The organism is Aminobacterium colombiense DSM 12261, assembly GCF_000025885.1.
Lineage (GTDB): Bacteria > Synergistota > Synergistia > Synergistales > Aminobacteriaceae > Aminobacterium > Aminobacterium colombiense.
Genome location: NC_014011.1, coordinates 463090 through 489780, shown reverse-complemented (window position 1 = coordinate 489780; position 26691 = coordinate 463090). Strand labels below are relative to the sequence as shown.

The following is a 26691-nucleotide window of genomic DNA, read 5'->3' as shown; positions in this document are numbered from 1 at the left end:
GCTGATTACACACTATATAGCGCGAAATCAGAGGGGGAACCAGCAGATTTTATCCCGTATTTAATCTTGCTTATATCTACAAACTTCAGAAAGAAACCACCTTTCAATGAGCATACCCTCAGCGAAGCTACTTCTGATACTCTCTTACCATCGCCGTTCTCGTTGGAATATTCGGTAATTTTTGCATAAAAAACATTACACTCCAGCTATATCGCTGAGCATTATCCCTGTACCTGTCTACATACAGCAAAATCAGAGCATCGTACCAGAACCCCTCAATGATCTTTATATCTGGTACATCTAAGAGCTTCTGAATCTTTGTTGTACTCTATATACTTCTTGCATCGTGGTCTCTTGATACTTCAGGGAGGGTGCTTCTCTAAATACTCAAACTCTTCAGATTCTTAATTACCCATACCAACTCTCATGGTTACCTCTTACAGGGTAATTCTGGCCTGTGTCTCATTTACTCTTTTTCTCGTTCTGCAAGTTTCTTTTGTATCAACAATAAGAAATCATTTAGAACTAAAAGCAGTTTAATTTACTGAATTGTGTAAAAGATTTATCTTTGTGTCAATAAAAAATATTAAAAATTTTGTAGATAGGCCAGAGTTTTGTTCTGCTTACTTTGGCAAAAAAGACTCAACCCCCACTGGTTACCCAGGTGGGGGTTGAGTACACTGAAAACTCCTTCGAGATCTAGCCTGGCAGATTTTGAGTGCCGTGCTGTTTGACTTAAAGCTCTAGAAGCAGTTTTTTGGCCAACTCAAAACGATCTTCATTAATGCTAGACGGAACACAGCAACCGGGACCTAAAATAATTCGACCATCAGATACCTGCTGAAGAGCATCAAGCAGCTGAGCCTTGAGTTCATCGTCACTACCATTAGGCAAAACAGTAAACTCATCAACCCCGCCAATTAGAATCTTATCGCCGCATAATTCCCGTCCTTTACGCAGGTCTATATCTACCAAACGATCATGCCAATTCAAAGCTTGAACTGGATATTGGCTCATCATTTCAAACATCGGAGCATTGCCATGCATGTGCATAATGTTAAACCACATTTTCTTTGCATGCTCAAGGATACTGAGATCATATGGGCGACCAAAAGTTTCATACTCAGCAACACTCATCTTGTCATAATTGCCCAGCTGACTTGCAAAGAATATTCCATCGGCACCAGCGTTTACTAATTCCTTAACATAATTAATTGTTGTCTGGGTAATGGTTTCGATTCCTTCTCTAAATGCCTCTGGATTTTGCCTCATATGGATAAACATTTTATCGCCGCTCATTTTTTGAGCCGTTGTCAAAGAGTTAAATACAGTAACTACAACAGGCGCCTCGCCTTTATAATGATCGATAACACCTTTTGCCACATCTATCGTATCTTTCATAGAACCTTCATCCATGGGAAGAACATGGAGTTTTTTCCAATCTTCTACATTCTTGATCGAATAATCTGTAACGACACCTACACCAGCGCATGTATTGGGCCATTCACAATCTCTGGTGGGCCATTTAATTTTTGACCCCCAATCCTGTATAGAAAACAGCCCTTGATAAGTTACTTTTACAAAGTCCCAATGAAAACGTTCCTGAAATTGGATCGTTTTCTTAATTAACATTTTGGGGTCTTCATCATAGGGTGGGAAATGTTTCCACAAATTGATAGCCGGTGTTTCCAACCTTTTTCCCTCTAATAGAGCTTCAATTCTCTTGATCGGTTTCATAAAAAACCCTCCTTAGTTTTTTGTGATTTAGAGCTATAGAACTACCCCGACACGCAAGCTCTGCATGTATTTTCGACCTTCTACATCCGAACTAAATCATTTGACGAAGCTGGACATATCCTTAGTACCGCGTCAAATACTGGATAATATGAAATTCTGCATTCTTTAAATGTTTTTTCATAAGGGCTGTTGCTTCCTCTATATTCTTTTCTCTCAACCTAGACACTAACTGCTTATGAGTTTTAATAGACTCCGAATAAAAACTTAATGTTTTTAAATAAATACGCTTGTATCGATCGACACTTTCGTGAAGGGAATTGATTATAGCCAGGAGCCGGGGTCTATTGGCGTATTGGTAAAGAAAAGAGTGAAACTTCCAGTTTTGGTCGCTCCAATTAAAAGGATCTTTTTCCAAACTTGCTTCTTCAATAAGTTGCTCTGCTCTATCAAGAACTTTGTCGGAAAGATTAGGAAAGGCGAAACGAAGTGCCTCTGTTTCTAAAATAGAACGAATTTCAAAAATCTCTTTCGCTTCATCGGGGGAAAGCGTGGAAACGACAGCGCCTTTATAAGGATAAAAAGTTACCAACCCCGCTGCCTCTAATTGCATCAACGCTTCACGAACGGGAACACGACTTACTCCAAGCTGAAGGGCAATTTCATCTTGTCGAAGCTGTTGTCCACCAGTTAAATACCCTCTTATGATGGCTTCCCTAAGACTTTTTAAAACCTTTTCCTTCACCGTTTTTGCACCACCAGAACTTATTGGGGGTAATTGGGCTAAAGACAAAATCACATCGCCTCTCTTGCAATCAGGATAAATAGTTGACTCTCATTAATTTTATACAATACTTTATATTATATTTTATATGTTCTATGATACTAATCATCTAAAGAATGTCAATGGAACAAATGGAATAATGTGTAGGTGGGCTAGAACCTTGGCAAAAAGAAAAAAGGACGGTTTTCCAGTGGAAAAGATGTTAGGGAAATGGGGACCACGGTCACCCCATCCCAAAAGGATGAAGAATGGGGTTCCGGAAGAACATATCCGGACATGAAGGAATACAGAGAGGCCATTCCGCTCCTGTAGAAAACTCAGCGAAACAGCAGTCAAGCCACAGAAAAAGATACCCCGATGATTCAATTTGAATAAAATTATATTTAACTGAAAATGACTTTATAACGGCCTTGAGACTTGACTGCAGTCAACGTTGAGGGAATATGGCCTATGAGGAAGCACTTCTTCAAATTATTAGTCTAATTTATATGTCGTCGGTTGACGGTCACGAAACACGTTGATTGAACTACGAATATCAGCAATTATAGAAAGATCCAACTCTGCTGTAATTATCTCCTCTTGTAATCCCGCACGCACAAGTACCTTTCCCCAAGGATTTATTAGAGCAGAATTTCCTCCATATTTTATTTCGCCTGCTGTACCACAAGAATTTGTAAAAGCAAAGAACATCTGGTTTTCAATAGCTCTCGCTTCAGCAAGAACATTTATATGTGTAATTCTAACTGACGGCCATTGAGCAACAGCAAACACTACATCCGTTCCCTGTAATGCCAGCGTTCTTGCCAGTTCAGGGAAGCGTATATCGTAACAAATGACTATTCCGCAAATCACACCATCTAGTTTAAAGGTGCTGATGTGATTCCCCCAGGAAAAATAATTATGCTCACCCAATGGAGTGAACAGGTGAATTTTGTCATATTCGGCGATACACAAACCCTCTCTATCAAAAACAACCGCTGTGTTGTATATCTTGTTTTCACGCCTATTGCCAACAGAACCAGCTACAATATTAATATTTAACTCTTTCGCTAACGAGCCCAACTCCTGTTTAGTACGTTCCCCGTTATTATCACAAAGTGCAGTTAGGTTGTCTTTAGGGAAAAAACCAATATTCCATGTCTCAGGGAGAACTACTACATCCGGTTGTTCGGTTGCTACCGCCTCTCTTATCAGATTCTGTGCATGAGCAAAATTATAATCAACATTGGCCAGTTTCATATTCATTTGAATACAACTAATACGCACGATGAACCACCTTCATAAAAACACTCCTATCTTAAACTTCTGCTGCTACAACCTTGATACGATATTCAAATATCAGCTTTCAACCAGGAATCTTATCGTTCAAGTCACCACCGACCATTTTAGTTAGCGCTGAAAACAAATATGAATCATTATATATTAGTTTATTATTGCACAAAAAAACCACTATTACAAGTTTTCTTGCTTCAATTCCAATTTCCTTACGAAGCATCTTCGTCGATTAAACTAAAACCGCAAACTTCTGAGACATCCCCTTTTCGTTCTGAATGGTACCCCCTCTGGCTTTCATATTCAATGTCAAGATCATCGATAAACTGCCCCTCATTGACTTCAACTGGAAGCAACGGCATGAGTCGGTATCCTTGGTCAATTCGAACAGAGTAGACTCGTGTTTTCCTGTTCTTAAAGCTTTTTAGCTCCTCAAAATTGAGCCCTTTATCTTGCTATCTCGCAGTCAGCGTTATTGCCTTTACTCATTTTTGTATGAGTTGAATCCCAATCTCTAAGATCGTATTTAGGTTCTCTATCGTTCCAACTAACGAGGTTCAATTCTTTTTGCCACCCTTTTGACGACACTGAGAGCACGCCATAACTCTCTTTTATTTCATACTTTATATCTGCCATTTTGGCTCTCCTATTAATCAATTTCTGTTTATGCCTTTCGAAAAACACCTACTTAGCTTCCGTATGCAACTTCTTTTTGGCACATGAGTTTTGCCTGCGCTATCACAGTATCCACTGCTTGGGGAGTTTTATCCGGAGGGTAGTTATAGCGCTTCAACAGCCGCTTGATGTCCATTTTCATCTTTGCCTGTACATTTTCACGAATAGCCCAGTCTACGCTGATATTCCTTCTAATAGATAGCGTCAGGTCTTTTGCTATCTGCATTAAGATCTCGTCTCCCATAACATCCCGGGCCGACTCATTATCAGCCAGCGCATCATAAAAAGCTAATTCGTCCGAGGTAAGCCCCGTGCTCTCTCCACGTTTTTCCGCGCCACTAATTTCTTTGGCAAGCTCAATCAATTCCATAATTACCTGAGTGGTTTCAATAGTTCTGTTCTGATATTTTCTTATGGAGGCTTCAAGCATTTCAGAGAACCTCTTCGATTGAACAAGGTTGCGTCTTGAAAAGTTTTTGATGCTACCTTTGAGCAATCGATTCAACAACTCCACTGCCAAGTTTTTCTGCCGCATTCCTTTTACTTCCTCTAAGAATTCATCTGAAAGAATAGCAATATTGGGTTTCGAGAGACCAACAGAACTTAAAATATCAACCACTTCATTAGAGGAAATCGCCTTTGAAATCAACTGGTTAAGTTCGTTATCTAGCTGGGATGTGGTTTTCTTTTTGCTCCCGTCACTCATTATTTTGTGTAGACATGCCCTTACGGCTTTGTGAAATCCTACTTCAACGTTAAGTGTTTCAGCAGTATCTGTTGTAGCACACAGCGAATACGCCCGGGCCATTTCCGTCACTAGATTAATATAATCGTTCTTTCTATCTTCTCGAAGTCCAATAATAAAATCCATTGTTTCCGTAATGGCTTGCATCTTCTCACTCTGCCTGCCCGTGAAAAATTTTTCGTAACTATGCCCGTGAAGCAGTTCCTTTATTAAGTCGTATTTCTCCAAAAGAACCTGAGATGCCACCTCAGTATCTACTCCGGTTGTTTTCTTATCGCTTTCTGTATATTGTGCAAGCGCATTTTTCAAGTTTTCTGCAATACCAATATAATCAACAACGAGTCCGCCTTGTTTTTCTTTAAAAACCCGATTCACTCTCGCTATGGCCTGCATAAGGTTGTGCCCGCTCATAGGTTTATCTACATACATTGAATGCATGCTCGGCACATCAAACCCCGTGAGCCACATATCTCGGACAATAACCAGCTTAAGCTCGTCATTTCTATCTTTCATCCGTTTAGCCAGGGTTTCACGATCCGCTTTCGAGCCAATAAAGGCTTGCCAATCTGATGGGTCAGAAGAACTGCCCGTTATAACAACTTTGATTTTCCCAGACATTAAGTCATCGCTGTGCCAATCGGGACGCAGAGCAACTATTTCTTTATAGAGGTCTATGGCGATTCTGCGGCTCATGGCAACAATCATTCCTTTGCCGCCTTCGTTTTCCTGAGCCAGATCCCGTTTTTCAAAATGCTCTACGATATCTTTTGCAATCTGCTTTATCCGCTGCTCCGTCCCAACTATAGCTTCAAGCCTGGCCCATTTACTCTTAAGCCTTTCTTTCTGGCTATACTCCTGATATTCAGTGATTTCTTCGTATTCTGAATCAATCTGAGGTTTCATTTCTTCCGGCAGGTCTAATTTAGCAATTCTGCTTTCATAAAAAATCTTAACCGTTGTGCCATCTTCTACAGCCCTTGTCATATCATAGATATCGATATAATCCCCAAAAACCACTCTCGTATTTTTATCTGTCAGTTCTACAGGTGTTCCTGTAAAGCCTATATAAGAAGCGTTGGGAAGGCTGTCCCGCATATACTTTGCATAACCGTACTTTACATCTGCTTCTGTTTTTCCCATTACAATTTCTGCACCAAAACCGTATTGACTTCTGTGAGCCTCATCGGCAATAACAACCACATTCCGCCGATCTGTAAGCATCGTATTCGCAGTGTAGGGAGAAGAATTTTCCGCAACCCTGCCCCATCTATTAAAATCTATCACTTCTCCATTTGTCTCATTGGTAAAAGGGGCAAACTTCTGAATGGTTGTAAAGATAATGCCGCCGCTGGTACGGTTATTCAGAAGCTCTCTAAGATGAACTCTGTCTTGTGCCTGTACCGGCGTATTTCTTAAGAGCTCTTCGCTTTTAAGAAACGTGCTGAACAGCTGGTCGTCCAAATCGTTTCTATCTGTAATAACTACAATTGTCGGGTTTTCAAGTTCTTCATCAATAACCAGTTTCCCCGCATAAAAAACCATAGAAAGGCTTTTACCGCTGCCCTGAGTATGCCAAATAACGCCTACTCTTCTATCACCTTGTTCCATCGTTGCGCGCTGGGTGCTTTGAAGAGCCTTATTTACGGCATGATACTGATGATATCCTGCCAAAATCTTTTTGATTTCTTTACCATCACTTTGGAACAACACGAAATGCCTGATAATATCAAGGAAGCGGTCTTTCAAAAACATTCCTTTAATCAATACTTCAAGCTGAGGAATACAGAGGGGTGCCACATCATCACCATCAATAGTGCGCCAAGCCATAAAGCGGTCTTCATTAGATGTGAGAGTTCCAGCTCTGGCATTTACACCATCACTGATAACCGTAAAGGAATTATACGTAAACAAGGAAGGAATAGTCTTTTTATAGGTTTGAAGCTGGTTAAAAGCATCAGTAATATCTACATTCTCGTCACTTGCATTTTTCAGTTCTATAACGACCAATGGAATGCCATTAACAAATACAACTATATCTGGTCGTTTTTCTTTATCATGCTCTACAACAGTAAACTGATTCGCTACTAAAAAGTCATTGTTGGAAGGTGCTTCTAAATCAAAAATATAGGCTTTTTCAGTGCGATATCCGCCATCTTCCTGTTTTACCTGAACGTCAATGCCATCAGTGATCATTTTCTGGAAGGTTTTATTGTTCATAATGAGGCTAGGGCTCTGAGGAAACATTATCTGCCTAAACCCATCTTCCAGCGCATCGTCAGGAAGATCTGGATTTATTCGTGCAAGAGCCTCTTTTAATCTCTCTGTCAGTACTACATCGCTATAATAGGTACGTTCAGGATATGTTCCTTCTGGAGCAATATCTGGTGCAAAAACCACCTCATAACCTAGTTCTTCAAACCATTCAAGAGCGGCTTCTTCCAAATGGCACTCGCAAAAAGCCATCTATAGCACCTCCTCAATAGGTACTCTAACCTCCCCAGACATAAGTTTAGGCAGTAAGGCATCGCGGACTGATATTAATATTTGATTTTCCTCACTAAGTCTCCTCTTTTCTGCAAAAAAACGGGCTATCAAGTAATTAAATTCTGCAATTTTATCAACTGATGGGATAATAACCTTAACCGATTTTAAATTAGATTGGTTAATTTTTAGTTGTACTGCTCCTGTTACAATTGATTTAACATTAGTATTCTTCAATAATATATAAAGACTCTCTTCACTAAATCCATTTTTACCTTTCAAAACATGAGCATGATTATTAACCCAAAATTTACCCCAAACATATTGCAAAATAGGGTACCCTTTTCCATCTATAACGGTACCATCTTCCCCTAATAAAACATATACTCCATCAAATATATAATCATCGACATAGTCCATAAGCGAAGTTGCTCCATAGTACGGATAGACTTTTTGCATTTTTTCTCTTTTCCTACTTGATAAAGGAATGCGTTTTGAATCAAATAATTCTATAATTTCATCTAATGTTCCAACTCGCCACCCCTTAGGGATCTTGCCCAATTCGCTATCAATAAATTCGCCATTTTGAAATGGTTCAAAATCGACAAACCAGCTTTTGAAGATTGCTTGAGCCATTTCCTCAAGTGTTTTATTAATTCGATTATTGAGCTCTATCTTGTCATCAAGGCAAGAAAGAGTTGCTGCGATGGTTTTTTGCTCCTGCAGATTGGGGGTCCACATAACACTAAGCCCCATAATATCTTTTTTATTCACTCCCCCGAAAACAGTACCACTCTCTGTTTTCTTTAAATTTTTTACATTGTGCTTTAGCAAATAAAATAAATACAAGTTATTTCTATTTTTCATCCTCATGGCACAAATACCACGCCCAATACAAATTTTTTCCTGAGCGATGTTTAAATCTCCAACAGGAGCTCTTACGCTCATTAAAATGTCATTTTGGATTGCGATTTTTTTAACATTTGTACAAAATACATCAAATTTCGGGTATATCATCCCAAAAGTTTTATTGCCTTGTAAAAAAGGGACGCCTAAACCTTCTGTATTATAGAATTCGGATTTGGGAGATTGTCCCATTTCAATATCTACGATTTCTCCTAACTTAACTTCTCTCCACTCATTAGAACTCATAACCAATCGCTCCTAATCGCTGCTTGATCTCTTCTTCTAGTTTGTGGGATTTAGCGAACATCTCTGCCAGTTCACCTGTTAGCCGCGTCATCTTCTCTTCGAAGGGTTCGCCGTCGTCTTCCACTTCTTCTATGCCCACATATCGGCCAGGAGTCAGTATATATTCGTGCTCTCTTACTTCTTCAATATCGGCAGATTTGCAAAAACCCTGTATGTCTTTATATTCTTTTTTATTATCGCGCCAGTTGTGGTAGGTGTCGTAGATCTTTGCTATTTCTCCATCAGAAAATTCTCTATGCTTGCGGGTAACCATTGTTCCCATTTTACGAGCATCAATAAAGAGAATTTTATCTTGCTTGTTTTCTCGCTTTTTAGAGATAAACCACAGACAAACAGGAATGGTTACATTGTAAAAAAGGTTTGGTGGCATAGTAACAATGCAATCTACAAGTCCTGCTTCTATGATGTTCTTTCTTATTTCCGCTTCGGCTTTAGTGGTTGTACTCATAGATCCGTTAGCCAAGACAAAGCCCGCCACTCCGGTAGGAGAAAGTTTGCTGATAATATGTTCAATCCAGGCGTAGTTGGCGTTCTTTTCTGGCGGAATTCCATATTTCCAACGGGCATCATCTGGAATTAAGGTGTAATCGCTAACATTAAAAGGAGGATTAGCCAAGATATAATCGGCTCTTATATTTTTATGCAGATCATTTCCAAATGTATCTGCGTCTCGCGCTCCAAGATTTCCATCAATTCCCCTGATAGCCAGATTCATTTTGCAAAGTCTCCAGGTCGTAGCCGTATATTCTTGACCGAAGATGTGGATATCATCTTTTCGCCCCTGGTGCTCTTCAACAAAACGGGATGACTGCACAAACATGCCGCCAGAACCGCAACAAGGGTCATAAACTCTTCCTTTATACGGTTCAATCATGCCAACTAGAAGTTTTACGATGCTAGGCGGCGTATAAAATTCACCTTCGCTGGAACCGAATTTCCCTAAGAAATACTCATATACCCTGCCTAGAATATCTTGAGCTTTGGCTTCTTTGTTTCCGAGGTTGAAGGAAAACAAATCAACGAGCTCTCCTAATTTTGCTTTATCAAGCTCAGGCCTCGCGTAATTTTTGGGAAGGACTCCTTTTAGGTTTCTATTTTCTCGTTCAATAGTTATCATGGCATCATCTATAATTTGTCCAATGGTGCTCTGTTTCGCATTCTTTTTAATAAAATCCCACCTGGCGCTGGGTGGAACATAAAAAATGTTTTCTGCTACGTAGGCATCTCTGTCTTCTTCGAAACCTTCTTCTTCTGCTACCAGTTCGTTGTATTTTTCTTCAAAACTATCAGAGATATATTTCAAAAAGATAAGACCAAGAACAACATCCTTATAATCTGAAGGCTGAATATTGCCTCGCAGTTTATCTGCCATTTCCCATAATTTATCTTCAAATTCCAAGTTCACAGACATGGCTCTGATCCTCCTATAGCAAGTTGTTGTAAATGTTCATTTTTATATTCGACCAACGGGATTCCGCAAGGTTGATAGCTTCTTTATATGTTTTAAACTCTTGACAATACGTCTCAATCATTTTTTGTTGCTCGTATATCGGAAGAAACGGAATTTCCATCTCCATAATATCAGCATAATTAATATTCATGAGGATTGTTCCTCGCTGGAAACTTTGAATCATGGCCTGACCAACTGGGCTTTCTAAAAAGATTTTTATAAACTCGCCCTTTACTTTTTCCTTGGGACGAATTACGACCAAGTTTGCAGAAGCAATAATTGTTTTATCTTGAGCTTCAAACACAGCAGATTTAATAGATGTTCCTCGACAAGAAAGAACAACGTCACCAGAACTAAGTTCATAACGTTTTATCTTGTGTTCTTCCTCATCGATAGTATCTAAATCGTGATAATCTATCTCACCATCTTTAATATTAGAAATGTTAAGCACAGCTACGTTGCCAGGACCTAGGTCTTTTTTTAATATAGACTTTCCTCTGAAGACTTCAGCTACATTTTTGAGTTTTACTTTTGGGAGATCAGAATCTCTAAAGCATCGGATGTTTTCATTGTCGTTTGCTAAAAGAAGCTCTATTCGCCAATCTTTATGAGATAAAAAATCTTTGATTGATATCGTCTGTTTATCTCTGATATTAACTTTCTCTTCTTGAAGTTCGAAAGTTCCAATATTGACTTGTTCTTTAGGTAAGGAAGTTACAGAGAATAGATATGTTTTTATAGCTGTCGCCGGGCGAAATGTTCCTTCTGGAAGAAGATACATGTTTTCCACATAAAAATTCTCTGTTATATACGACCGTAGCTTTTCATAACCAAGACTGGCAAAAGTTATTTTTGCAGGAACAATAATATCTAAAGTGCTATTCTCATCAAGATGATTCAACATGTTCTCGAAAGCAATACCGTCACTATCTCTTGTCAAGAAGGTTTGGCTCGTTCCTTCTGGCCTATTGCTAAAAATTGGCAATGAATAGACATAATCGTATTTTTCATTTTCTAGGCATGGCATATAAATAGACTCGAATCGGATTTTTACATGTTCGTATTCTCCGAAGGCCAACTGTAAAAGAATGTGCATTGGCTTAAGATGCGTTGTTAATGTGATTTTTATGTTTGGAAAGCGTTTTATCAAATCCCCTAGCCCTGACAGATGCTTTTCAGCTTCTGTAATAAGCACTTTTTGGGGACAGAGCCGCTGTATTCTTTCACTTATATATTCAGTAAGATATTGGGGGGAAATAACGGTGCCCATTCGATCATTTTTGTATATTTCAATAGTGAAATCGACAAGGTCTATGTCTTTTAAGGCTTCAAAAATTTCTAAAAAATCATCTCTATCAGTAGGGAAGAACCCCAAGTGATCTTCTGTCGTTTTTTTCATAAGCTGAAATAAAACTTCTCTGTCTCTTTGTATGTTAGCTGTTTTATCAAAATTCTCTTTGAGTTTCTTTTGGGTCATTTTTACCCGAAGCATTTCATTAAGCAACTGCTCTCTTGAAGATAGCTGCCTCTGGAATAAGACGTTTAAGGCATTATCTATTCTCATCTCTAGGAAGGAGCTCCTTTCTGCTCTATTTTAATAATGAAATTATAGCCCCAATAACATGGTATGTAAATACTAAAATATTAATATTGGAAATGTTAAATTTTATATTGCACTTTATTTTATAAATGCAAATAAAGTAATGTGGGATTTGCGAAACTTCAAAATAAAAAATCCCCTTTCGTTCTGCTTTAGCAGAATCGAAAGGGGAAAATGTCTTTTCTATTATGGTGCCGGAGGGGAGACTCGAACTCCCACAGACCCGAGGCCCGGCGGATTTTGAGTCCGCTGCGTCTACCATTCCGCCACTCCGGCAACGCCAATATTTCTATCATATATGAAGGGTGATGTCCAGTAGGATATTTCAATTCCGTCTTTTTAAATGGATGGCAACAGTAGTTAAAAATACCCTTGGTCCAGTGCGTAAAGAAGGATAACTGCAGAGTAGTTCTTTTGTAGAGCCAAGCACTGCCGTTATCCTTTCTCTTTTTAACGCTTCATTCCATATACAACGTCAAGAATCGATCCGTCGCGATATTCTACTACCGCGGCGACTCGAGATTCGTCAAACTCAACAGGATCCATCACCCCGGTAAGAGCTTCTGTATCCTGGCGGAGTTTCTCAATATCCACCACATTCAAGCCACTATCCAAAGCCTGTTTTAGAAGATCTTCCCTGCGGGGGTTTATACAAATGCCACGCTCGGTGACAATTGCGTCCACGCTGGCTCCTGGAGTACAGATAGTCTGTACTCTCTTCTTTATGGATGGCAATCCTCGACGGAAGCTCGGCAACACGACTACCGTCAGCTTTGCACCCCCTGCTGCATCTGGGTGGCCGCCCATTCCGCTGCGAAGATATCCATCATGGCCTGTGAGAAGATTGACATTAAAGTCAACGTCCACATCAAGAGCTCCCAGCACGGCCACATCAAGCTGATGGGTCATGCACCCGGCATTTAATGGGTTTGCATACCAGGAAGCGTCGATTTCGTAGTGTGTGGGGTTCCTCAACATTGATGCCCCCATGGCTGGATCGAAGCTCTGAACGTCAAAGAGGGCCTGGAATCTACCCTCTTCCAGAAGGGAAACCATATCAGCAGTGATACCACCGAGAGCAAAGCTTCCAGTAATATCTTTTCGCTGCATATACTCACGTACATACTGGGTCACTGCCATGGAGATTCCGCCACCGCCTGCCTGGTAAGAGAACCCGGGACAGATAGCGCCAGATGCGGCTATGAGCTCATAAGCGTGATATGCCAGTGCCAACTGCGTTGGGCTTTTGGTAATACGTATCGAACCTGTAGCCAGTTTCTGGGGATCGCCAATGGAATCCAGTACCACCACTTGATGAACAAGATACTGAGGGATGGAGACCCGCGGCCTCAGTGGATATTCAACAAGGTTGTCTGTAACGGCGATAACATGTCGAGAGAAACGAGCGTCCTGCATACCGTAGCCAAGGGAGCCGAAAGCCGATGGGCCGCTCATGCCGGTCATATTGCCGGACATATCGCAGGCCGAAGCACCTATGAAAGCTACATCAACAGCAATGGATCCTTCTTCTACGGCTCTTGCCCGCCCTCCATGGGTACGGATAATAACTGGCGGAAGCTTTTCGTTCTCAGTCTGGAAATAGTCGCCTACGGCACCACGAATTGGAGCATAGATCTGGCTAATAAGGCCAGAACGGATGTAATCCACTACAAAATTATGGCATTCCAACAGAGCAGAACTCATCAATACGAGGTTTTTAAAGCCCATGCAGTTAAGCTCTTCAAGAACCTGAGCAACCACTCTATCACCATTGCGGAGGTGATGATGGAAGCCGATGGTCATGCCATCGCAGAGGCCTGAACGTTCAATAGCCGTGCGCAAGTCTGGGGCAATTTTATTGGTGCCCATTGGAACCACATCGCGCTCGACCTCCATAATGGTGTTAAAAGCTGGAGATGGGGCAACACCTGTTACTCCTTCGAAGGGACGAACTGAACCAATACCTGGAATCTCATCGGGAACAAGGCGCCCTGCCGCATTTCTCACCATGGTCATGGTAACACCTCCTCAGAGTTACAAGGAATGCCTGCCTGGGCCAGAACATTCATGGCCTGCCGAATCACTGGGCCGTCAACCATTTTCCCGTTGACGCTAAAAGCTCCTCTGCCCTCTGTTCTGGCAATTTTCGCCGCAGCGATGACGTCCTGAGCATGAGATAGAATGTCTTCGGAAGGGTAGAATCCCTGATTGATGATCCTGACCTGTGAAGGGTGGATCGCCGACTTGCCCGAGAAACCCATGGTTGCGGCTTTGCGGGTATTGGTCAACAATCCTTCTCCATCGTTTATATCTGTATAAACTGAGTCAAAACAGTCAATCTTCGCTGCTTTGGCAGCCAGGATCATATGACCGTTTGCATAAGCCAGTTCTTCTCCTGAGGATGTTTTGCGAATTCCCATGTCTGCTGTCAAGTCTTGTCCACCAAGACCGACACCTTTTACCCGTTTACAACTTCTTACCAGATTCGCTACATTTTCTACAGCCTGGGCCGATTCTAGTAGAATATGAAGCTCTATTCCGCCTTCTGAAAGTCCGTTTGCCTTCTCTAATTCTGTGATGCGGTTATCCACCATGCGAATATTCTCCACTGACTCTGCTTTTGGCAAACGAATCACATCTGGCCCTGCCGGAACAATTTCTTCTAAATCCAGCTCCCACCAAGGGGTGGACACATCATTGATCCTGACCACTTTTTCAACACAATCGAAAAAAAGACAGCGCAACGCATAGGCCACCAGGCGTCTGGCTTCATCCTTATGTGCTGGAGCAACCGCATCCTCCAGGTCAAGGATCACACAATCGGCACCGAGAGATGGGCAGCTTTGCAGCATTGCAGGATTATTTCCTGGTATATAAAGCAATGAACGGCGAAGTTTCACTATTTTTTCACGCCCTTTCCTTCAAGGCCCGCTCAAGAGCCACCTCGACCCGCGCACGGATCACAAAGGGCAAGGCCCCAAAATCCTCTACTATCAGGCAAACTTTGGGCGAACCATAACGATCCAGAGTCTCTCGAATCAGCGAGTCTGTACGAGTGGCAAAAAGCTGGCTATTTCTACCTTGATACTTCCATTCCATTGTTTCTGCTGGCTTAACTGTGACAAAGCAGTCACTTTTTCCGTCGGAACCAGCCTGTGCACTATGCACAATCATTTTTTAACCCCCCTTATATTGTATAAAGGTCTCCTCTACAAGAGGGAAGCCCGAACATTACTATTAAGCAAGATCTGGCAAATCTTTCGCTCGCTTTTTTGTAACTACATAAAGAACGACAAGTACTGCCAGGCCACAGAGGTCGGTGACCGTGCCTGGATAAAGCAATCCCAAGGCACCTGCAAAAGCGAGGAGCCGCTCATACCAGCGAAGGCGCGCCATTATATAGTTCTCAGCGGCAGAAGCCAGCAGGAATACGCCCACGATAGCTGAGATCATGGCCTGAAACGTCACAAACCAACTGGTAACGTTGGTCAACAGAATCTCTGGGGCTAAAACAAAGATAAAGGGAACGATAAACCCGGACAGGGCCAGTTTGACCGCGGCGAATGCCGTTTTGTTTGGGTCAGCTCCAGCTATGCCGGCTGCGGTATAAGCCCCTACGCAGACCGGTGGAGTCACCGATGAGAGCACTGCGTAGAAGAATACGAACAGATGTGCGTCCAAAGGCCTCACTCCGAGCAAGACCATAGCGGGAGCGGCCACAGCACTAGCCATGACGTAACTAGCAGTTGTAGGCATCCCCATGCCAAGAAGCATGGCAATGATCATGGTCACCACAAGAGTTATTATCAGGTGTCCCTGGGTCATGGCAAGAATCGCGTCACCGACGCGCAGAGCCACACCTGTAGCTCCCATCATGCCTATGACCACTCCGACAATAATACAAGCCATAGCAACAGAAAGAGCCCCTTTTGAACCGCTTTCAAGGGTAGATACAAGGGTCTTTACGTTAAGCCGATCAGATTTTTTTACGAAACTGAGGAGAACGCAGCTGAAAATGCCCCAGCATCCTGAATAGAGCGGATTGTAACCTTTTACAAGAAAATAGACTATTACAAAAAGTGGGATGGCCTTGTAGCCGCTGGTCAGAAGAACCTTGCCAACCTTAGGCAGCCTATCCTTCGGAAGACCTTTAAGACCTAGTTTGGAAGCCTCAAGACTGAGGGAACACCATATGCCCCAGAAAAAAAGAAGGGCGGGGATGATTGCGGCAGTAAGCACTCTGGTATAAGGCACCCCAAGAGTGTCGGCGATGATAAACGCCGCTGCTCCCATAACAGGAGGCATGATCTGTCCACCTGTGGATGCTGCCGCTTCCACAGCCCCAGCAAAATGTGGCTTGTACCCTATTTCTTTCATTAGGGGGATCGTAAAGGCGCCAGTGGTTGCCACGTTTGCAGATGTACTGCCGCTAATGGTTCCCATAAGAGCACTGGACACTACGGCAATTTTGGCTGGACCGCCTTTGAGATGTCCTGTCAGAGCCATAGCGAAGTCATTAAAGAATTCCGATGCCTTAGTAGACGTCAAAAAGGCCCCGAACAAGACGAACAGGTATATGTAAGTAGCAGATACTCCTGTCACAAGGCCGAATAATCCATCTGTAGTAAGATAGAGCTCTTCAATGATACGAGGAATGGAGAGCCCGAAGTGCTGTATAGGGCCAGGCATTGAGCGTCCAAAATAGGCAAAAAGGAGGAAAAGGAAACAGAAGCCTGGAAGAGCGTTGCCTAAGACGCGGCGTCCCGCCTCAAAAACCAGCACTGTAAAAATCCCGCCAAGTATCAATTCATAATCGTAGATCAATCCTGCCCGCATAGCGATATCTTCATAACCGAAAAAGACATAAAGAGCGCAACCGGCAGCAGCTAAAGCCAATATCCAGTCCACAAAAGGTACTCTATCTCGTGGAGAATCCTTAGTCCCTGGATAAAGAAGGAAAATCATGGTCATTACAAAAGCTACGTGGAAACTGCGCTGTTTCATCGTAGGCAACAACCCGAAAAAGGCCGTATAAAGCTGGAAAATAGCGAGGGAAACCGCCAAGATCATAATAAGCTTGCCCGAAAATCCTGTCAGGGATCGCCGCTTGCCGACCTTCTTGGCAGTGACAGCCGCATCAGAACTGTTCGATGAAACAGAGGAGACTGGAGAACTCACAACAACACCCCCAATGTAAAATCCTTTGCTAGTGTGTAAAAAGAAGGGGGCTTGATCGCCCCCCTATACGTTATAAAAACGTGGGTTACTTAACTAAACCGGCTTCTTTATAGTATTTAAGGGCTCCGGGGTGAACTTCCATAGAGCAACCATTGAGAGCGTTTTCAAGGCTGAAGTTTGCAAAGTAGTTAGGAAGCCGATCTTTTAAGAACTGTGAGTTCTCGTACATCATCTTAACGGTCTTGTAGATAACTTCGTCGCTCATGTCAGCATAGGTTATCAAGGCTCCCACAGCTGCAATTGTAGGTAGATCCTTATCGAATCCCTTGTAGGTGCCTGCAGGAATTACAGCAGAGGCAAAGAACGGGCATTGTTTCAGAATTGTTTGACGCTGTTCCTCATCGATAGAAAGAAGACGCACATTCTTGGAAATCATCTCTGTAATCTGAGCGTTGGGATAGGTAGTAAGCCAGATATGACCATTAACAGTGCCTGTCTGAAGGGCCTCTACGACCTCGGAGCGGCCATAACGGTCGATGGTGATATCCTCATCCTTTATGCCATAAGCGCCAAGAACAATACGGCAGTTTGTATCGATGCCGTTGCCAATTGGGCCGTAGTCTATCTTCTTCCCTTTGAGATCTGCAATACTTTCGATCCCATCGCCACTTATAAGGATATGTGCGGGCATAGGGTAGATCGCCGTCACAAAACGAAGCTGCTTGAGGGCACGCCCCTCAAAGCCGCCTGTTCCGTTCCAGGCTTCATCAACTGTTGCAGACTGTGCAAGGCCAAATTCCATGTCTTTTTTGGCAAGCGCCATCAAATTCTTCGCAGAACCGCCAGTAACAGCTGTGTAGTTGATGCCATTCTTTTCCTGGTTTCCCAGCTGAGCAATCGTGTTACCTATGAGATAGAATCCACCGCCAACACTGCTGGTCCCGATTCGGGCAAATTCCGCGGCGCAGGAAACTCCCGCAACTGCAAATACTAGACTTGCTGCGATTAAAGCACTGACCATACTTTTGCGAAACATATCCATACCTCCTCATTATTCTTTATATGATAGAAACAGTACAGATTTTCTGAGATAAGCCAAACTAGCGGTAATTTTTTCTATCCCACACAGAACAAGCTTCTTCTATTGTTTTCGGGGCTAACCCTGCAAGTTCATCTTTTAATCCCATTGCGGCGGAGAGCTCCAGTCTTTCTTTCGTTGCTGCAGCCATAACAGGTTTCAATCTGAGAGTTTCCATTAAAGCAATGGATTCCGCCACTTCGTGGGCTCTGCGTTCCGCATGGATCATATCGGCACCAAGCATTCGAGAAATTGTTTTTTCGAAAGGAAGCTGATCCACCGTAGCGGATATTGATTTAAGAACAACATCTTCCAGACCGCTCCTATGGGCCAGGAGAAAAGTTTCAACTAGAAGTGCGCCTAGTCCTTTCATGAAAACGCTACGGACCAGCTTTATCCGTGTTCCATCTCCTGCTGGCCCCTTTACTACATCGATCTTCATTCCCAGCGGAACCATCTTCTCCTGCCACAGACTCGCACCACAGCCTGAGGCTATCATAGGCACCTTATGCCTGTTGATTGTAAGAGGACCCATCATAGCCGAATCTGCAAAGTAAATGCTCCTGGCCTGAAATTCCTTTTCCCAGCGTTCTTTCTCAGCAGGCGCAGCTGTGGTCACGTCAACATACAGAGATCCCGCCGACATATGGGAAAGGGCAGACTTGGCAGCATGGCCTGCATATGGAGCCTGAACAGCACAGACAATCACTTTACACGATCTGAACAACTCTTCTGGCGTATCACAAAGAATAACATTGGCTTCATTGGCCCGTTTACGAAGGTTTTCCTCGTAGAGTGTCCCGCTTCCCAGCACCACATCGTAGGCACATATACCTGACAGTCCTTCGTCCCGGAGTCCTGAAGAGATGCAAAAGGAAACTTCTCCAAATCCTACAAAACCCAAAGATAATTCAGCCACAGTCCTTACCTCCACTTAGGGAAGCCATATACCGTCTATGGTCTCGCAGCCTTTTTGGTCGAGAGTTTTTTCAACCCAGCTACGATCACCTGTGCCATCAGCCAGTCGGGGACCCTTAACCTCTTCGTTTAAAAGCAGGCGACGGCCTCCTTCAAGACATTGTCGGGCCAGGCCCTTGGGAACAACTATGACCCCATCGGCATCGCCAACGATGATATCCCCGGGGCAGACAAAGATGCCGCCACAGGAAATTCCCACATTAACTTCTCCCGGGCCATCCTTATAAGGACCGCCGGGCGTAGAGCCTGTAGCATAGACCGGTACCCCCAGGCTATACAGAGCTTCAACATCACGAACCGGGCCTTCGATAACTATTCCAGCCACCTTTTTATGGCGGGCATAAAGAGCCATCATCTCCCCCATGAGAGCATAGCTTCGATCCCCTTCATTCGAGAGGACAATTACATCTCCCTCTTCTGCCATGTTCAAAGCCTTATGGAACATAAGGTTGTCCCCGCCACGAGCACGCACTGTCAGAGCCACACCCACCATATTGCATTCCGTTGGTGCGGTCATGAGACGAATATAGGAAGCCATGGCAGCGGAACGATTCATTCCGTCTGCAATGTTCGCTGCAGGAATATGTTTAAACTTCTCCACCAGGTCTTTCGGGGGAAGGTCTCGCTGGGTAAAGACTCGAAAACCAATACTCATATCAGGACTTTTCAATTAATCAACAAATTTAGGAAGATATTCTTTTTCCTGTTCGCGGAATCCGGGAACTCCTACGATATTTTTAAATTCGTCAAAGGAGAAGAGTACTTCCTTTCGATCAGGAGCAATATCGTCTTTAATGGCTTCAAGGTAGTTCTGAACTCCCTTCGCCGCAGCAAAAACCGATCCTACCGGCACGCTGATACGAGCCACTCCGAGCTCTTTCATCTGATTTACGGGAAGAAGGGGAGTTTTACCACCTTCGATGCTATCGAAGAAGTTAATGCTCACCAGGGCGTCGATTTCTTTAACGGCACGCTCAATTTCTTCGATAGTGCGAGGAGCCTCTACAAAAATCATGTCTGCGCCGGCCTCAGCGTAAGCATTGCCGCGGCGAATGGCTTCGTCAATGCCAGAAACAGCAATAGAGTCTGTACGGGCATTGATCACAAAGTCGGGATCAAGTTCATCTCGAACTTTGGCGCAGGCTTTGATTTTTAAAACCATTTCATCACAAGGTACAATAGTTTTTCCTTCAATATGGCCACATCGTTTGGGAAACATCTGATCTTCTATGTTCATACTGGCACAACCAGCTTTGATGAGCTTTTCGGTAACATACATGGCATTGATCGCATTACCAAAGCCAGTGTCTGCATCGGCCATTACAGGAATATTCACTGCGTCAACTATATTGCGGGTGAAATTTCGCATTTCCTCAAAAGAAAGAAAAGCCATATCAGGCAAACCAAGAAGCGTGGCCGCCAAACCAAAACCACTTACCTGCAACGCCTTAAAACCAACCTTTTCAATGAGCTTTGCGGAAAGAACATCATGAGCGCCCGGAACTACAAGGGCCTCTCTCTTCTCAAGCAATTGACGCAAAATAGTAGATTTTTTCACGAAGGCTCCTCCTTAGATTATTTTATATTGTGGAAGTAGCTTTCATATTATAAAATAAATTAAAATAAAGCAAGTGCAAACAAGTAAGAAATATCATGTTTAATACACGGTTAAACAAAGTGTAGAAATTCATCCCTTCTTCATCTCTAGTGATAGGGAGCGAAAAACTCTACTTTCTGATAGAGTATGAAGAAAGGATAAAATTGCAGATAATTGCTGAAAATATATTTTTTATGACTCTACTCTAATGCTATCTACCAGAGAGAAGAGAGCAACACCCGATCGTATAAAGGGATTTAACACAGAAGGGAGAATGACAATGAGACCCCAAAAAACAAAAGGAGCCTCATCAATTCGTAAGTGTCTCGCCGTCTTAGACTCTTTTACCTGGGACAATCCCCATCGGACACTGACTGAAATAGCGGAAGAGATCAACGCACCACTGCCGACGGCTTCCCGTATCACTGCAGTGCTTTGTGAGGAGGGTTTTCTAGATAAATGTGAGGGAAACCTATACCAGCTTGGCTGGAAATGTTATCGTATGGGAGCAATTTTCAAGGCCAGCGATCCTACAAAAAATGTAGCTCTTCCACATATGCGGAAATTGAGGGATACATTCAACGAGACGGTTAGTTTATACCAGCGCAAAGGCATATGGCGCATATGCTGTGAACAGGTATCAAGTACCTATCCTCTCAAACGCTTTGCAAATCCCGGCGACCGTTTTCCCCTCTGGGCGGGAGCGGCAGGACGCTGTTTTCTGGCTTACATGGCTCTTGAGGAAGTGGATGCTGTATTTGATGCCGCACCTGAAGAAGTGCGCCTCAAGCGGACAATTCTTATAGATAGGGCAACTAAGGTAAAAGACGATGGGTATGCAACCAGTATTGCGGAAAGGGAACCCGGCGTCTCTTCAGTTTCTTGTCCCATATTTAATTTCACGGGACTTCCCATAGCCTGCCTAACCATTTCAGGACCCAGCATCCGATTTACAGACGACGTTGTTCCTCGCATCATCCTTGCCCTCCTTCATGAAAGCCGTGAACTATCTATCGCCCTTGGAGCCCCTGAAGAACTAACCGTAGAAAGAAAGCCCACGAAATTTCCTCATTTACAGGACTAACGGAATAGCGTGCACATTTTCAAGACCTGGCACGAATTAAGAAGGGAGTGGCAGACAGTGGCTGAAACCTGGATCACAACCAAGGGTGGAGATTTTGGTGAGACAAGTCTCGGGAATGGTGATCGGGTTCCTAAAGATCACCTCAGGGTAGAAGTTTTTGGAACCATTGATGAGTGCCAGGCCCATGTAGGGATGGCAAGGGCTCTCTGCGAATACGAAGAAATTTGTGAAAATCTCTGTTGGCTTGAACAGCAATTGGGGCTGTTAATGGGTTACTTAGCTCTTTTCCCCGGCCTACCCTGCCCAAAAATTGAAGCTCTTGAAGCAATTATAGATAAAGTGGGAAATGTAACAGAAAGGAATTTTCGTTTTGTCCGGCCCGGCGATTCGAAAGCAGGAGCCGCATTACACGTAGCAAGAACTGTCGCTCGAAGGGCAGAACGTTTAGCGGTGAAACTTTTCCGCTCAAAAGAATTAAAGGAAGAAGGATATTCCTATATTAACCGGCTTTCTGATGTTATTTATGCTCTCTCTCTCTGGTACGATCATCTGGCGCGAACGCAGGAAGAAAAAAGCGAATGTCGCCAGTAACATGATTCGACGAGAAAGAGAAAAAGAGCACAAAGCTTTTCAATTAGTGTATAATGGGTGCAAAGTGCTTGGTTTAGAGGAGGATTGTGACTATGGACCAAAATACACTAACCCCAGCCACAAACCAGGGGTTGAGACAGATTGTTTATGAAAAGTTGAAAGACGCGATCGTAAATGGCGTTTTGAAACCAGGCTCTAAGCTTTCTGAGATAGAGCTTGCTGAACAGTTGGCTGTTTCCAGGACTCCGGTTCGAGAAGCTATTCGGCAATTGAGCCAAACTGGGCTTATCACCCTGACTCCTCGGAGAGGAGCTTTTGTCACTTTACCCTCTCTCAAGGATGCCTCTGATCTGTACGAACTGAGACAGGCACTAGAAATTATCGCCATAGAAAACGTATGCGAGAATCCTCCAATCAAGGATCTGAAGCTTTTTCGCGAAATTTTTTCTGCAATGTCCGGCCAAACATCCCACGAAGAATATCTGACTGAAGACCGCCGCTTTCACTGCTTCCTTTATGAGTGCAGCGGCAATAAGTATCTTCATAAAACACTCAACAACATTGTTGATTTGATCAATCTGTGCCGCCCCTACTCTATGCAATCCGACCCAACGATTATGGGTGTGTTCCTTAAAGGGCACCTCGCTATCATAGATGCCGTACTGCATGGCGACTGCAAGAAGGCTATAGCTGAAATGGGCAGCCATATCGAGGATACGAAACGAAGTCTTTTGGCTTTCCTGAGGCAACACCCTGGAGATTATACAAGCGTAGAAGAAGAATAAAGAATTGAAGGGGTCGTGGCTGGGATGCCCTCCGGCCTCTTCTTAGTTTTCCTGCTCTCTGGAAAAACGGCGCCAAAATCTCTTCAGGCGCTCATGAAAAGCTCTTTCCCTCCCCAAATTCCCTGGAAAATAAAAACGCTGGGGTGACGTGACATATTTTTGAGGAACCCAGTGTCGTGGGTCGTCATGAGGATAGATATACCCCGTTCCTCCAGGCTTAAGATGATTAGGAACTTCCTGCAGATTCCCCTTCTTAATTGATTGTGTTGCGTTGTCTATCGCCAGGTATGCGCTGTTGCTCTTTGGCGATGCCGCTAAATAAATGACAGCTTCAGAAAGAATGATCCTGGCTTCTGGAAGCCCTGTCATATCGGCAGCATATGATGCGGCAGCGGCAATCTGCAAAGCCTGGGGATCAGCAAGACCTACATCTTCCGCAGCAAAAATCATGAGGCGGCGGCAAATGAAGCGAATGTCTTCGCCCCCCTCAATAAGACGGGCAAGCCAGTAGAGAGCCGCATCAGGATCAGAACCCCGCATACTTTTGATAAGTGCTGAAATAATGGCATAATGATCGTCTGCCTTAGGATCAAAACGAATGGAAGCGGATGGAATAAGCCTGTCTACATGGGCCATGGTAAGTTCTGCGGCCCCTGAAGCGGCCACCGATGACGCTAAGAGTTCAAGGCGTGTTAAAGCCTGTCTGGCATCCCCGCCTGCCATCTTCGCCAAGACTGTGATAACATCTTCTGATACAGCAAGTTTGAGAGCCCCCAACCCTTTTTCTTCGTCTTTAAGTGCTTTATAAAGAATCTGTACCAAGTCTTCCTCCGCTAGAGGCTTAAGCTGAAAGACAACGAGACGGGAAAGAAGGGTTTTATTAATTTCGAACCAGGGGTTTTCTGTGGTAGTTCCAACGAGAATGATATCCCCCTTCTCTACTGAAGGAAGGAGGGCGTTTTGCTGGCTTTTATTGAAGTGGTAAATTTCATCTACAAAGGCGATTGCTGCCGATCCGCTTAGAATCTTGAGATTTTTAGCTTCTTCTACAAGATCTCGCAACTCTGAAACCTTGGCTGAAACTGCGTTAATTTCGAGCAGACTCCGTTCAGTTACCATGGCCATAAGCCGAACGAGAGTCGTTTTTCCAACCCCCGGCGGACCATACAGCACACAGCTTGGGACCTTGCCGCTTTGAAGAATTTGCCGCAAGGGAGTTCCCGGGGCAAGAAGATGATTTTGTCCTACGAAATCATCGAGAGAGGAAGGGCGCATCCGATCCGCTAGAGGTCTTTCCCACTGGGTTTGGGATATCATTTAATCTTTTCCTCCAATTCCCGTTCTATGGAATCCATACTCTCCGAAAGACGAATGCCCTCGCTTCCTTCCTTTACAGTTACGAGAGGGTAGCGCTGTTTAAGGGTTTTTTGGATCACCGACACCTGGTCTATGTCAAGAAAGGATGGCGCCAGCCCAGGCCAGATCCTCCATTGCTGAACGGAGAGCTTCACACTGGGAGTGCAAATAAGAGTTCCAACTCCAAGACGAGCTACTTCTTCGCAGTAATTGCAAATATCAGGTACATCATCGGGAATCTGAACCAAGAGTTTCCACGCTTTCTCCAGCCATCCCTTCCCTTTTTGCTTTTCGAGGGAGGAGTACTCCCAGGGAACGAGGGGAGCTGGGGAATTCAGGCTCTTTAAAAAATCATTCATGGTGGGATATATTGCATCAGCCCAATGCTGCCATTCCACCCGGGGACGCTCAACGAGCACAGCCCGCATTCCGGCCCGCCGCGCACCGATAAGGTCATAAACAAAGTCTCCCACCATAACACATTGTTCCGCAGGAACCCCTATCTCTTCAGCTGCAAGCCAGAGTGCCTCCGGATCAGGTTTCACAGGCCCATTGTCACGGCTAAAAACTTTTGGCGGAAGTGGAAAATCTATTCTCTCCGCAGCGCGGCGAATTGAATCCATGCAGTTCCTCGAAACTACTGCCCAGGGGATATTATGGTCGTTAAGCCACTTTACGAACTCTATGGATTTTTCAACAGGAACAGCCTGTTCAGCGCCATTCATTTCAAGGGAATAGATGTCTTGCCAAAGTTCCTTTTTTCTTTCTTCCGAGAGGGCTGTCATTCCTTCAATCAGGGGAGCTGGCTCGCCATTGAAGTATTTTGTGCGGATTCCTGAAAAATCAAGATTGGTGTCGGCGAGAACTCCATCCCAGTCGAGAATAAACCCCGCACTCTCTATAGGATGCCAAAAAGGAGTGTAGATTGTTTTCATAGTAAAGCCTCCTGATGTACATGATGACATCTAAAAAGAGGGACGCAAGACAATTCCTGCGCCCCTCTATGTCTCCCCGCAATGCCGTGTCATGGTCGTCTTGACCCGGTCCTAATTATTAAGGGTTTGTCGTGCCTTAGCTTCGGTGATGGTTACCCATCTCCTTTGCCGGCTCGAACTTCAACCCTCTTGAGATCGAGTGTTGGCTCAAGACTAAGTGCATGAACACGAACATCGCAGGGTTATTAACAACTTAGTCTTTCTATGCTTATTATAGCATATTTAAAGAGGCGTGCATGAGTGTCAACCTGTTGTAAACACTAATCTGAAGCCAGAAGTTTCTCCTTAAAGATGAAGAAATAGAATACGGCTATGAATAGAACTCCACCCACAATATTCCCTAAAGTTACAGGGATGAGGTTCTTTACAAGCCCTCCTAAATTCATCACCTGCAGCTGTGCATCAGAAAGCTGGGCTGCTTGCAGAAGGGACGGAACTCTTTTAAGAAGAAGCCCCATAGGTAAAAAGTACATGTTCGCAACGCAGTGTTCAAAACCAGAAGCCACAAAAGCCATTATGGGAAAGAAAATAGCCCATATCTTCCCTGTCACATCTGTAGAAGCCATGCTCAACCATACGGCAATAGTTACCAGCCAGTTGCAGAGGATTCCTCTGAAAAAGGCCTGACCGAAGGGCAGGCTCATTTTAGCTGCTGCAATATGAAGAGTCTTTACACCTATAGGTCCTTCCCATAATCCCGTGTTGTAAAGAAGAAAAACAACGATAAGTCCCCCCAAAAAATTAGCAAAATAGACCCAGGTCCAGGCTATGAAAATCTTTTTCATAGGGGTACACCCCACCAGAGCCCCAAGGGGCATCATGCAATTGCCCGTAAAAAGCTCAGCACCCCCAATGACTACAAGCATAAGGCCTACGGAAAAAACCGCTCCTGCCATAAACTTTGCTATACCACCTGGCAGATCATAGGTCACACAGGTCATAAGCCATCCGCCTAAAGAAATGTAGGCTCCCCCAAGAATACCAAGTAAAAGTATTTGTCTATGATTCCACGACGTCTTCGTCTGTGAGGCCGCACAGGCCATTTTCGCCATCTCCAAGGGCGACTTGTAATTCATATCCGATCACTCCCCCTAAC

General features: G+C 43.8%; 23 protein-coding genes and 1 tRNA gene. 3 read left to right on the top strand and 21 right to left on the bottom strand.

What is annotated here, in order from left to right:
- Nucleotides 1–735 precede the first annotated feature (735 nt).
- From AMICO_RS02310 to AMICO_RS02230, 18 genes are all read right to left on the bottom strand, one after another.
- On the bottom strand, nt 736–1737 hold the full coding sequence (locus AMICO_RS02310; protein ID WP_013047863.1) for a uroporphyrinogen decarboxylase family protein: 1002 nt from the start codon (nt 1735–1737) through the stop codon (nt 736–738).
- Between the two features lie 121 nt (nt 1738–1858).
- Nucleotides 1859–2479 carry a GntR family transcriptional regulator gene (locus AMICO_RS02305; protein WP_013047862.1) on the bottom strand — a complete coding sequence of 207 codons (621 nt, stop codon included), beginning with the start codon at nt 2477–2479 and terminating at the stop codon, nt 1859–1861.
- Nucleotides 2480–2992: 513 nt separating this feature from the next.
- Nucleotides 2993–3784 (bottom strand): carbon-nitrogen family hydrolase, encoded by a 792-nt coding sequence (locus AMICO_RS02300; RefSeq protein WP_013047861.1) that lies wholly within the window; start codon nt 3782–3784, stop codon nt 2993–2995.
- Nucleotides 3785–4002: 218 nt separating this feature from the next.
- Entirely contained in the window at nt 4003–4152 is a 150-nt protein-coding gene (locus tag AMICO_RS10140; RefSeq protein ID WP_013047860.1) for a hypothetical protein, read from the bottom strand.
- Between the two features lie 85 nt (nt 4153–4237).
- Entirely contained in the window at nt 4238–4426 is a 189-nt protein-coding gene (locus AMICO_RS02295) for a YdbC family protein (RefSeq protein ID WP_013047859.1), read from the bottom strand.
- Nucleotides 4427–4478: 52 nt separating this feature from the next.
- Nucleotides 4479–7673 carry a type I restriction endonuclease subunit R gene (locus AMICO_RS02290; protein ID WP_013047858.1) on the bottom strand — a complete coding sequence of 1065 codons (3195 nt, stop codon included), beginning with the start codon at nt 7671–7673 and terminating at the stop codon, nt 4479–4481.
- Nucleotides 7674–8843: a restriction endonuclease subunit S gene (locus AMICO_RS02285; protein WP_013047857.1), complete on the bottom strand. Its 1170-nt coding sequence runs from the start codon at nt 8841–8843 to the stop codon at nt 7674–7676.
- The gene (locus tag AMICO_RS02280; RefSeq protein WP_013047856.1) at nt 8833–10314 is read right to left on the bottom strand and encodes a type I restriction-modification system subunit M; all 1482 of its coding nucleotides are present in this window, start codon (nt 10312–10314) and stop codon (nt 8833–8835) included. The genes AMICO_RS02285 and AMICO_RS02280 overlap by 11 nt, the downstream gene beginning before the upstream one ends.
- A 13-nt stretch (nt 10315–10327) precedes the next feature.
- Nucleotides 10328–11917 carry a restriction endonuclease subunit S gene (locus AMICO_RS02275; RefSeq protein ID WP_041459312.1) on the bottom strand — a complete coding sequence of 530 codons (1590 nt, stop codon included), beginning with the start codon at nt 11915–11917 and terminating at the stop codon, nt 10328–10330.
- Nucleotides 11918–12142: 225 nt separating this feature from the next.
- Nucleotides 12143–12229, bottom strand: a tRNA-Leu gene (locus AMICO_RS02270).
- A 174-nt stretch (nt 12230–12403) separates the two neighbouring features.
- On the bottom strand, nt 12404–13969 hold the full coding sequence (citF, locus tag AMICO_RS02265; RefSeq protein WP_013047854.1) for a citrate lyase subunit alpha: 1566 nt from the start codon (nt 13967–13969) through the stop codon (nt 12404–12406).
- The gene (locus AMICO_RS02260) at nt 13966–14853 is read right to left on the bottom strand and encodes an HpcH/HpaI aldolase/citrate lyase family protein (protein WP_013047853.1); all 888 of its coding nucleotides are present in this window, start codon (nt 14851–14853) and stop codon (nt 13966–13968) included. The genes citF and AMICO_RS02260 overlap by 4 nt, the downstream gene beginning before the upstream one ends.
- 7 nt (nt 14854–14860) lie before the next feature.
- Complete coding sequence (locus AMICO_RS02255) at nt 14861–15127, bottom strand: citrate lyase ACP (RefSeq protein ID WP_013047852.1); 267 nt, start codon at nt 15125–15127, stop codon at nt 14861–14863.
- 63 nt (nt 15128–15190) lie between these two features.
- Nucleotides 15191–17131 carry a TRAP transporter permease gene (locus AMICO_RS02250; RefSeq protein ID WP_013047851.1) on the bottom strand — a complete coding sequence of 647 codons (1941 nt, stop codon included), beginning with the start codon at nt 17129–17131 and terminating at the stop codon, nt 15191–15193.
- Between the two features lie 85 nt (nt 17132–17216).
- Nucleotides 17217–18167, bottom strand: coding sequence for a TAXI family TRAP transporter solute-binding subunit (locus AMICO_RS02245; protein WP_013047850.1), 951 nt, complete (start codon nt 18165–18167; stop codon nt 17217–17219).
- 64 nt (nt 18168–18231) lie between these two features.
- Nucleotides 18232–19128, bottom strand: a complete 897-nt coding sequence (locus AMICO_RS02240; RefSeq protein ID WP_013047849.1) for a DUF1932 domain-containing protein — start codon at nt 19126–19128, stop codon at nt 18232–18234.
- 15 nt (nt 19129–19143) lie between these two features.
- The gene (locus AMICO_RS02235; protein ID WP_244392425.1) at nt 19144–19857 is read right to left on the bottom strand and encodes an RraA family protein; all 714 of its coding nucleotides are present in this window, start codon (nt 19855–19857) and stop codon (nt 19144–19146) included.
- On the bottom strand, nt 19858–20745 hold the full coding sequence (locus AMICO_RS02230) for an isocitrate lyase/PEP mutase family protein (RefSeq protein WP_013047847.1): 888 nt from the start codon (nt 20743–20745) through the stop codon (nt 19858–19860).
- Between the two features lie 319 nt (nt 20746–21064).
- On the opposite strand from AMICO_RS02230, the gene AMICO_RS02225 reads away from it, so the two are divergent.
- The 3 genes from AMICO_RS02225 to AMICO_RS02215 all read left to right on the top strand — a co-directional run bounded on the left by AMICO_RS02225 (nt 21065) and on the right by AMICO_RS02215 (nt 23244).
- Nucleotides 21065–21868: an IclR family transcriptional regulator gene (locus AMICO_RS02225; protein ID WP_013047846.1), complete on the top strand. Its 804-nt coding sequence runs from the start codon at nt 21065–21067 to the stop codon at nt 21866–21868.
- A 57-nt stretch (nt 21869–21925) separates the two neighbouring features.
- Complete coding sequence (locus tag AMICO_RS02220) at nt 21926–22459, top strand: cob(I)yrinic acid a,c-diamide adenosyltransferase (RefSeq protein ID WP_013047845.1); 534 nt, start codon at nt 21926–21928, stop codon at nt 22457–22459.
- 92 nt (nt 22460–22551) lie between these two features.
- A complete protein-coding gene (locus AMICO_RS02215) occupies nt 22552–23244 on the top strand; it encodes a GntR family transcriptional regulator (RefSeq protein WP_013047844.1) in 693 nt (230 codons plus the stop codon).
- A gap of 42 nt (nt 23245–23286) precedes the next feature.
- Here AMICO_RS02215 and AMICO_RS02210 read toward each other — a convergent pair whose 3' ends face one another.
- The 3 genes from AMICO_RS02210 to AMICO_RS02200 form a co-directional block, all read right to left on the bottom strand.
- The gene (locus AMICO_RS02210; RefSeq protein WP_013047843.1) at nt 23287–24561 is read right to left on the bottom strand and encodes a replication-associated recombination protein A; all 1275 of its coding nucleotides are present in this window, start codon (nt 24559–24561) and stop codon (nt 23287–23289) included.
- Complete coding sequence (locus AMICO_RS09780; protein WP_013047842.1) at nt 24558–25535, bottom strand: HAD family hydrolase; 978 nt, start codon at nt 25533–25535, stop codon at nt 24558–24560. Before AMICO_RS09780 ends, AMICO_RS02210 begins: the two co-directional genes overlap by 4 nt.
- A 320-nt stretch (nt 25536–25855) precedes the next feature.
- Nucleotides 25856–26671, bottom strand: coding sequence for a formate/nitrite transporter family protein (locus AMICO_RS02200; RefSeq protein ID WP_013047841.1), 816 nt, complete (start codon nt 26669–26671; stop codon nt 25856–25858).
- Between the last annotated feature and the right edge of the window lie 20 nt (nt 26672–26691).

What these genes read in the sequence shown, in the direction of transcription:
- AMICO_RS02310 (WP_013047863.1), bottom strand. Translation starts at nt 1,737, where the DNA reads ATGAAACCGATCAAGAGAATTGAAGCTCTATTAGAGGGAAAAAGGTTG.
- AMICO_RS10140 (WP_013047860.1), bottom strand. Translation starts at nt 4,152, where the DNA reads ATGCCGTTGCTTCCAGTTGAAGTCAATGAGGGGCAGTTTATCGATGAT.
- AMICO_RS02295 (WP_013047859.1), bottom strand. Translation starts at nt 4,426, where the DNA reads ATGGCAGATATAAAGTATGAAATAAAAGAGAGTTATGGCGTGCTCTCA.
- AMICO_RS02290 (WP_013047858.1), bottom strand. Translation starts at nt 7,673, where the DNA reads ATGGCTTTTTGCGAGTGCCATTTGGAAGAAGCCGCTCTTGAATGGTTT.
- AMICO_RS02285 (WP_013047857.1), bottom strand. Translation starts at nt 8,843, where the DNA reads ATGAGTTCTAATGAGTGGAGAGAAGTTAAGTTAGGAGAAATCGTAGAT.
- AMICO_RS02280 (WP_013047856.1), bottom strand. Translation starts at nt 10,314, where the DNA reads ATGTCTGTGAACTTGGAATTTGAAGATAAATTATGGGAAATGGCAGAT.
- AMICO_RS02275 (WP_041459312.1), bottom strand. Translation starts at nt 11,917, where the DNA reads ATGAGAATAGATAATGCCTTAAACGTCTTATTCCAGAGGCAGCTATCT.
- citF (WP_013047854.1), bottom strand. Translation starts at nt 13,969, where the DNA reads ATGACCATGGTGAGAAATGCGGCAGGGCGCCTTGTTCCCGATGAGATT.
- AMICO_RS02255 (WP_013047852.1), bottom strand. Translation starts at nt 15,127, where the DNA reads ATGATTGTGCATAGTGCACAGGCTGGTTCCGACGGAAAAAGTGACTGC.
- AMICO_RS02245 (WP_013047850.1), bottom strand. Translation starts at nt 18,167, where the DNA reads ATGTTTCGCAAAAGTATGGTCAGTGCTTTAATCGCAGCAAGTCTAGTA.
- AMICO_RS02225 (WP_013047846.1), top strand. Translation starts at nt 21,065, where the DNA reads ATGAGACCCCAAAAAACAAAAGGAGCCTCATCAATTCGTAAGTGTCTC.
- AMICO_RS02215 (WP_013047844.1), top strand. Translation starts at nt 22,552, where the DNA reads ATGGACCAAAATACACTAACCCCAGCCACAAACCAGGGGTTGAGACAG.
- AMICO_RS02210 (WP_013047843.1), bottom strand. Translation starts at nt 24,561, where the DNA reads ATGATATCCCAAACCCAGTGGGAAAGACCTCTAGCGGATCGGATGCGC.
- AMICO_RS09780 (WP_013047842.1), bottom strand. Translation starts at nt 25,535, where the DNA reads ATGAAAACAATCTACACTCCTTTTTGGCATCCTATAGAGAGTGCGGGG.
- AMICO_RS02200 (WP_013047841.1), bottom strand. Translation starts at nt 26,671, where the DNA reads ATGAATTACAAGTCGCCCTTGGAGATGGCGAAAATGGCCTGTGCGGCC.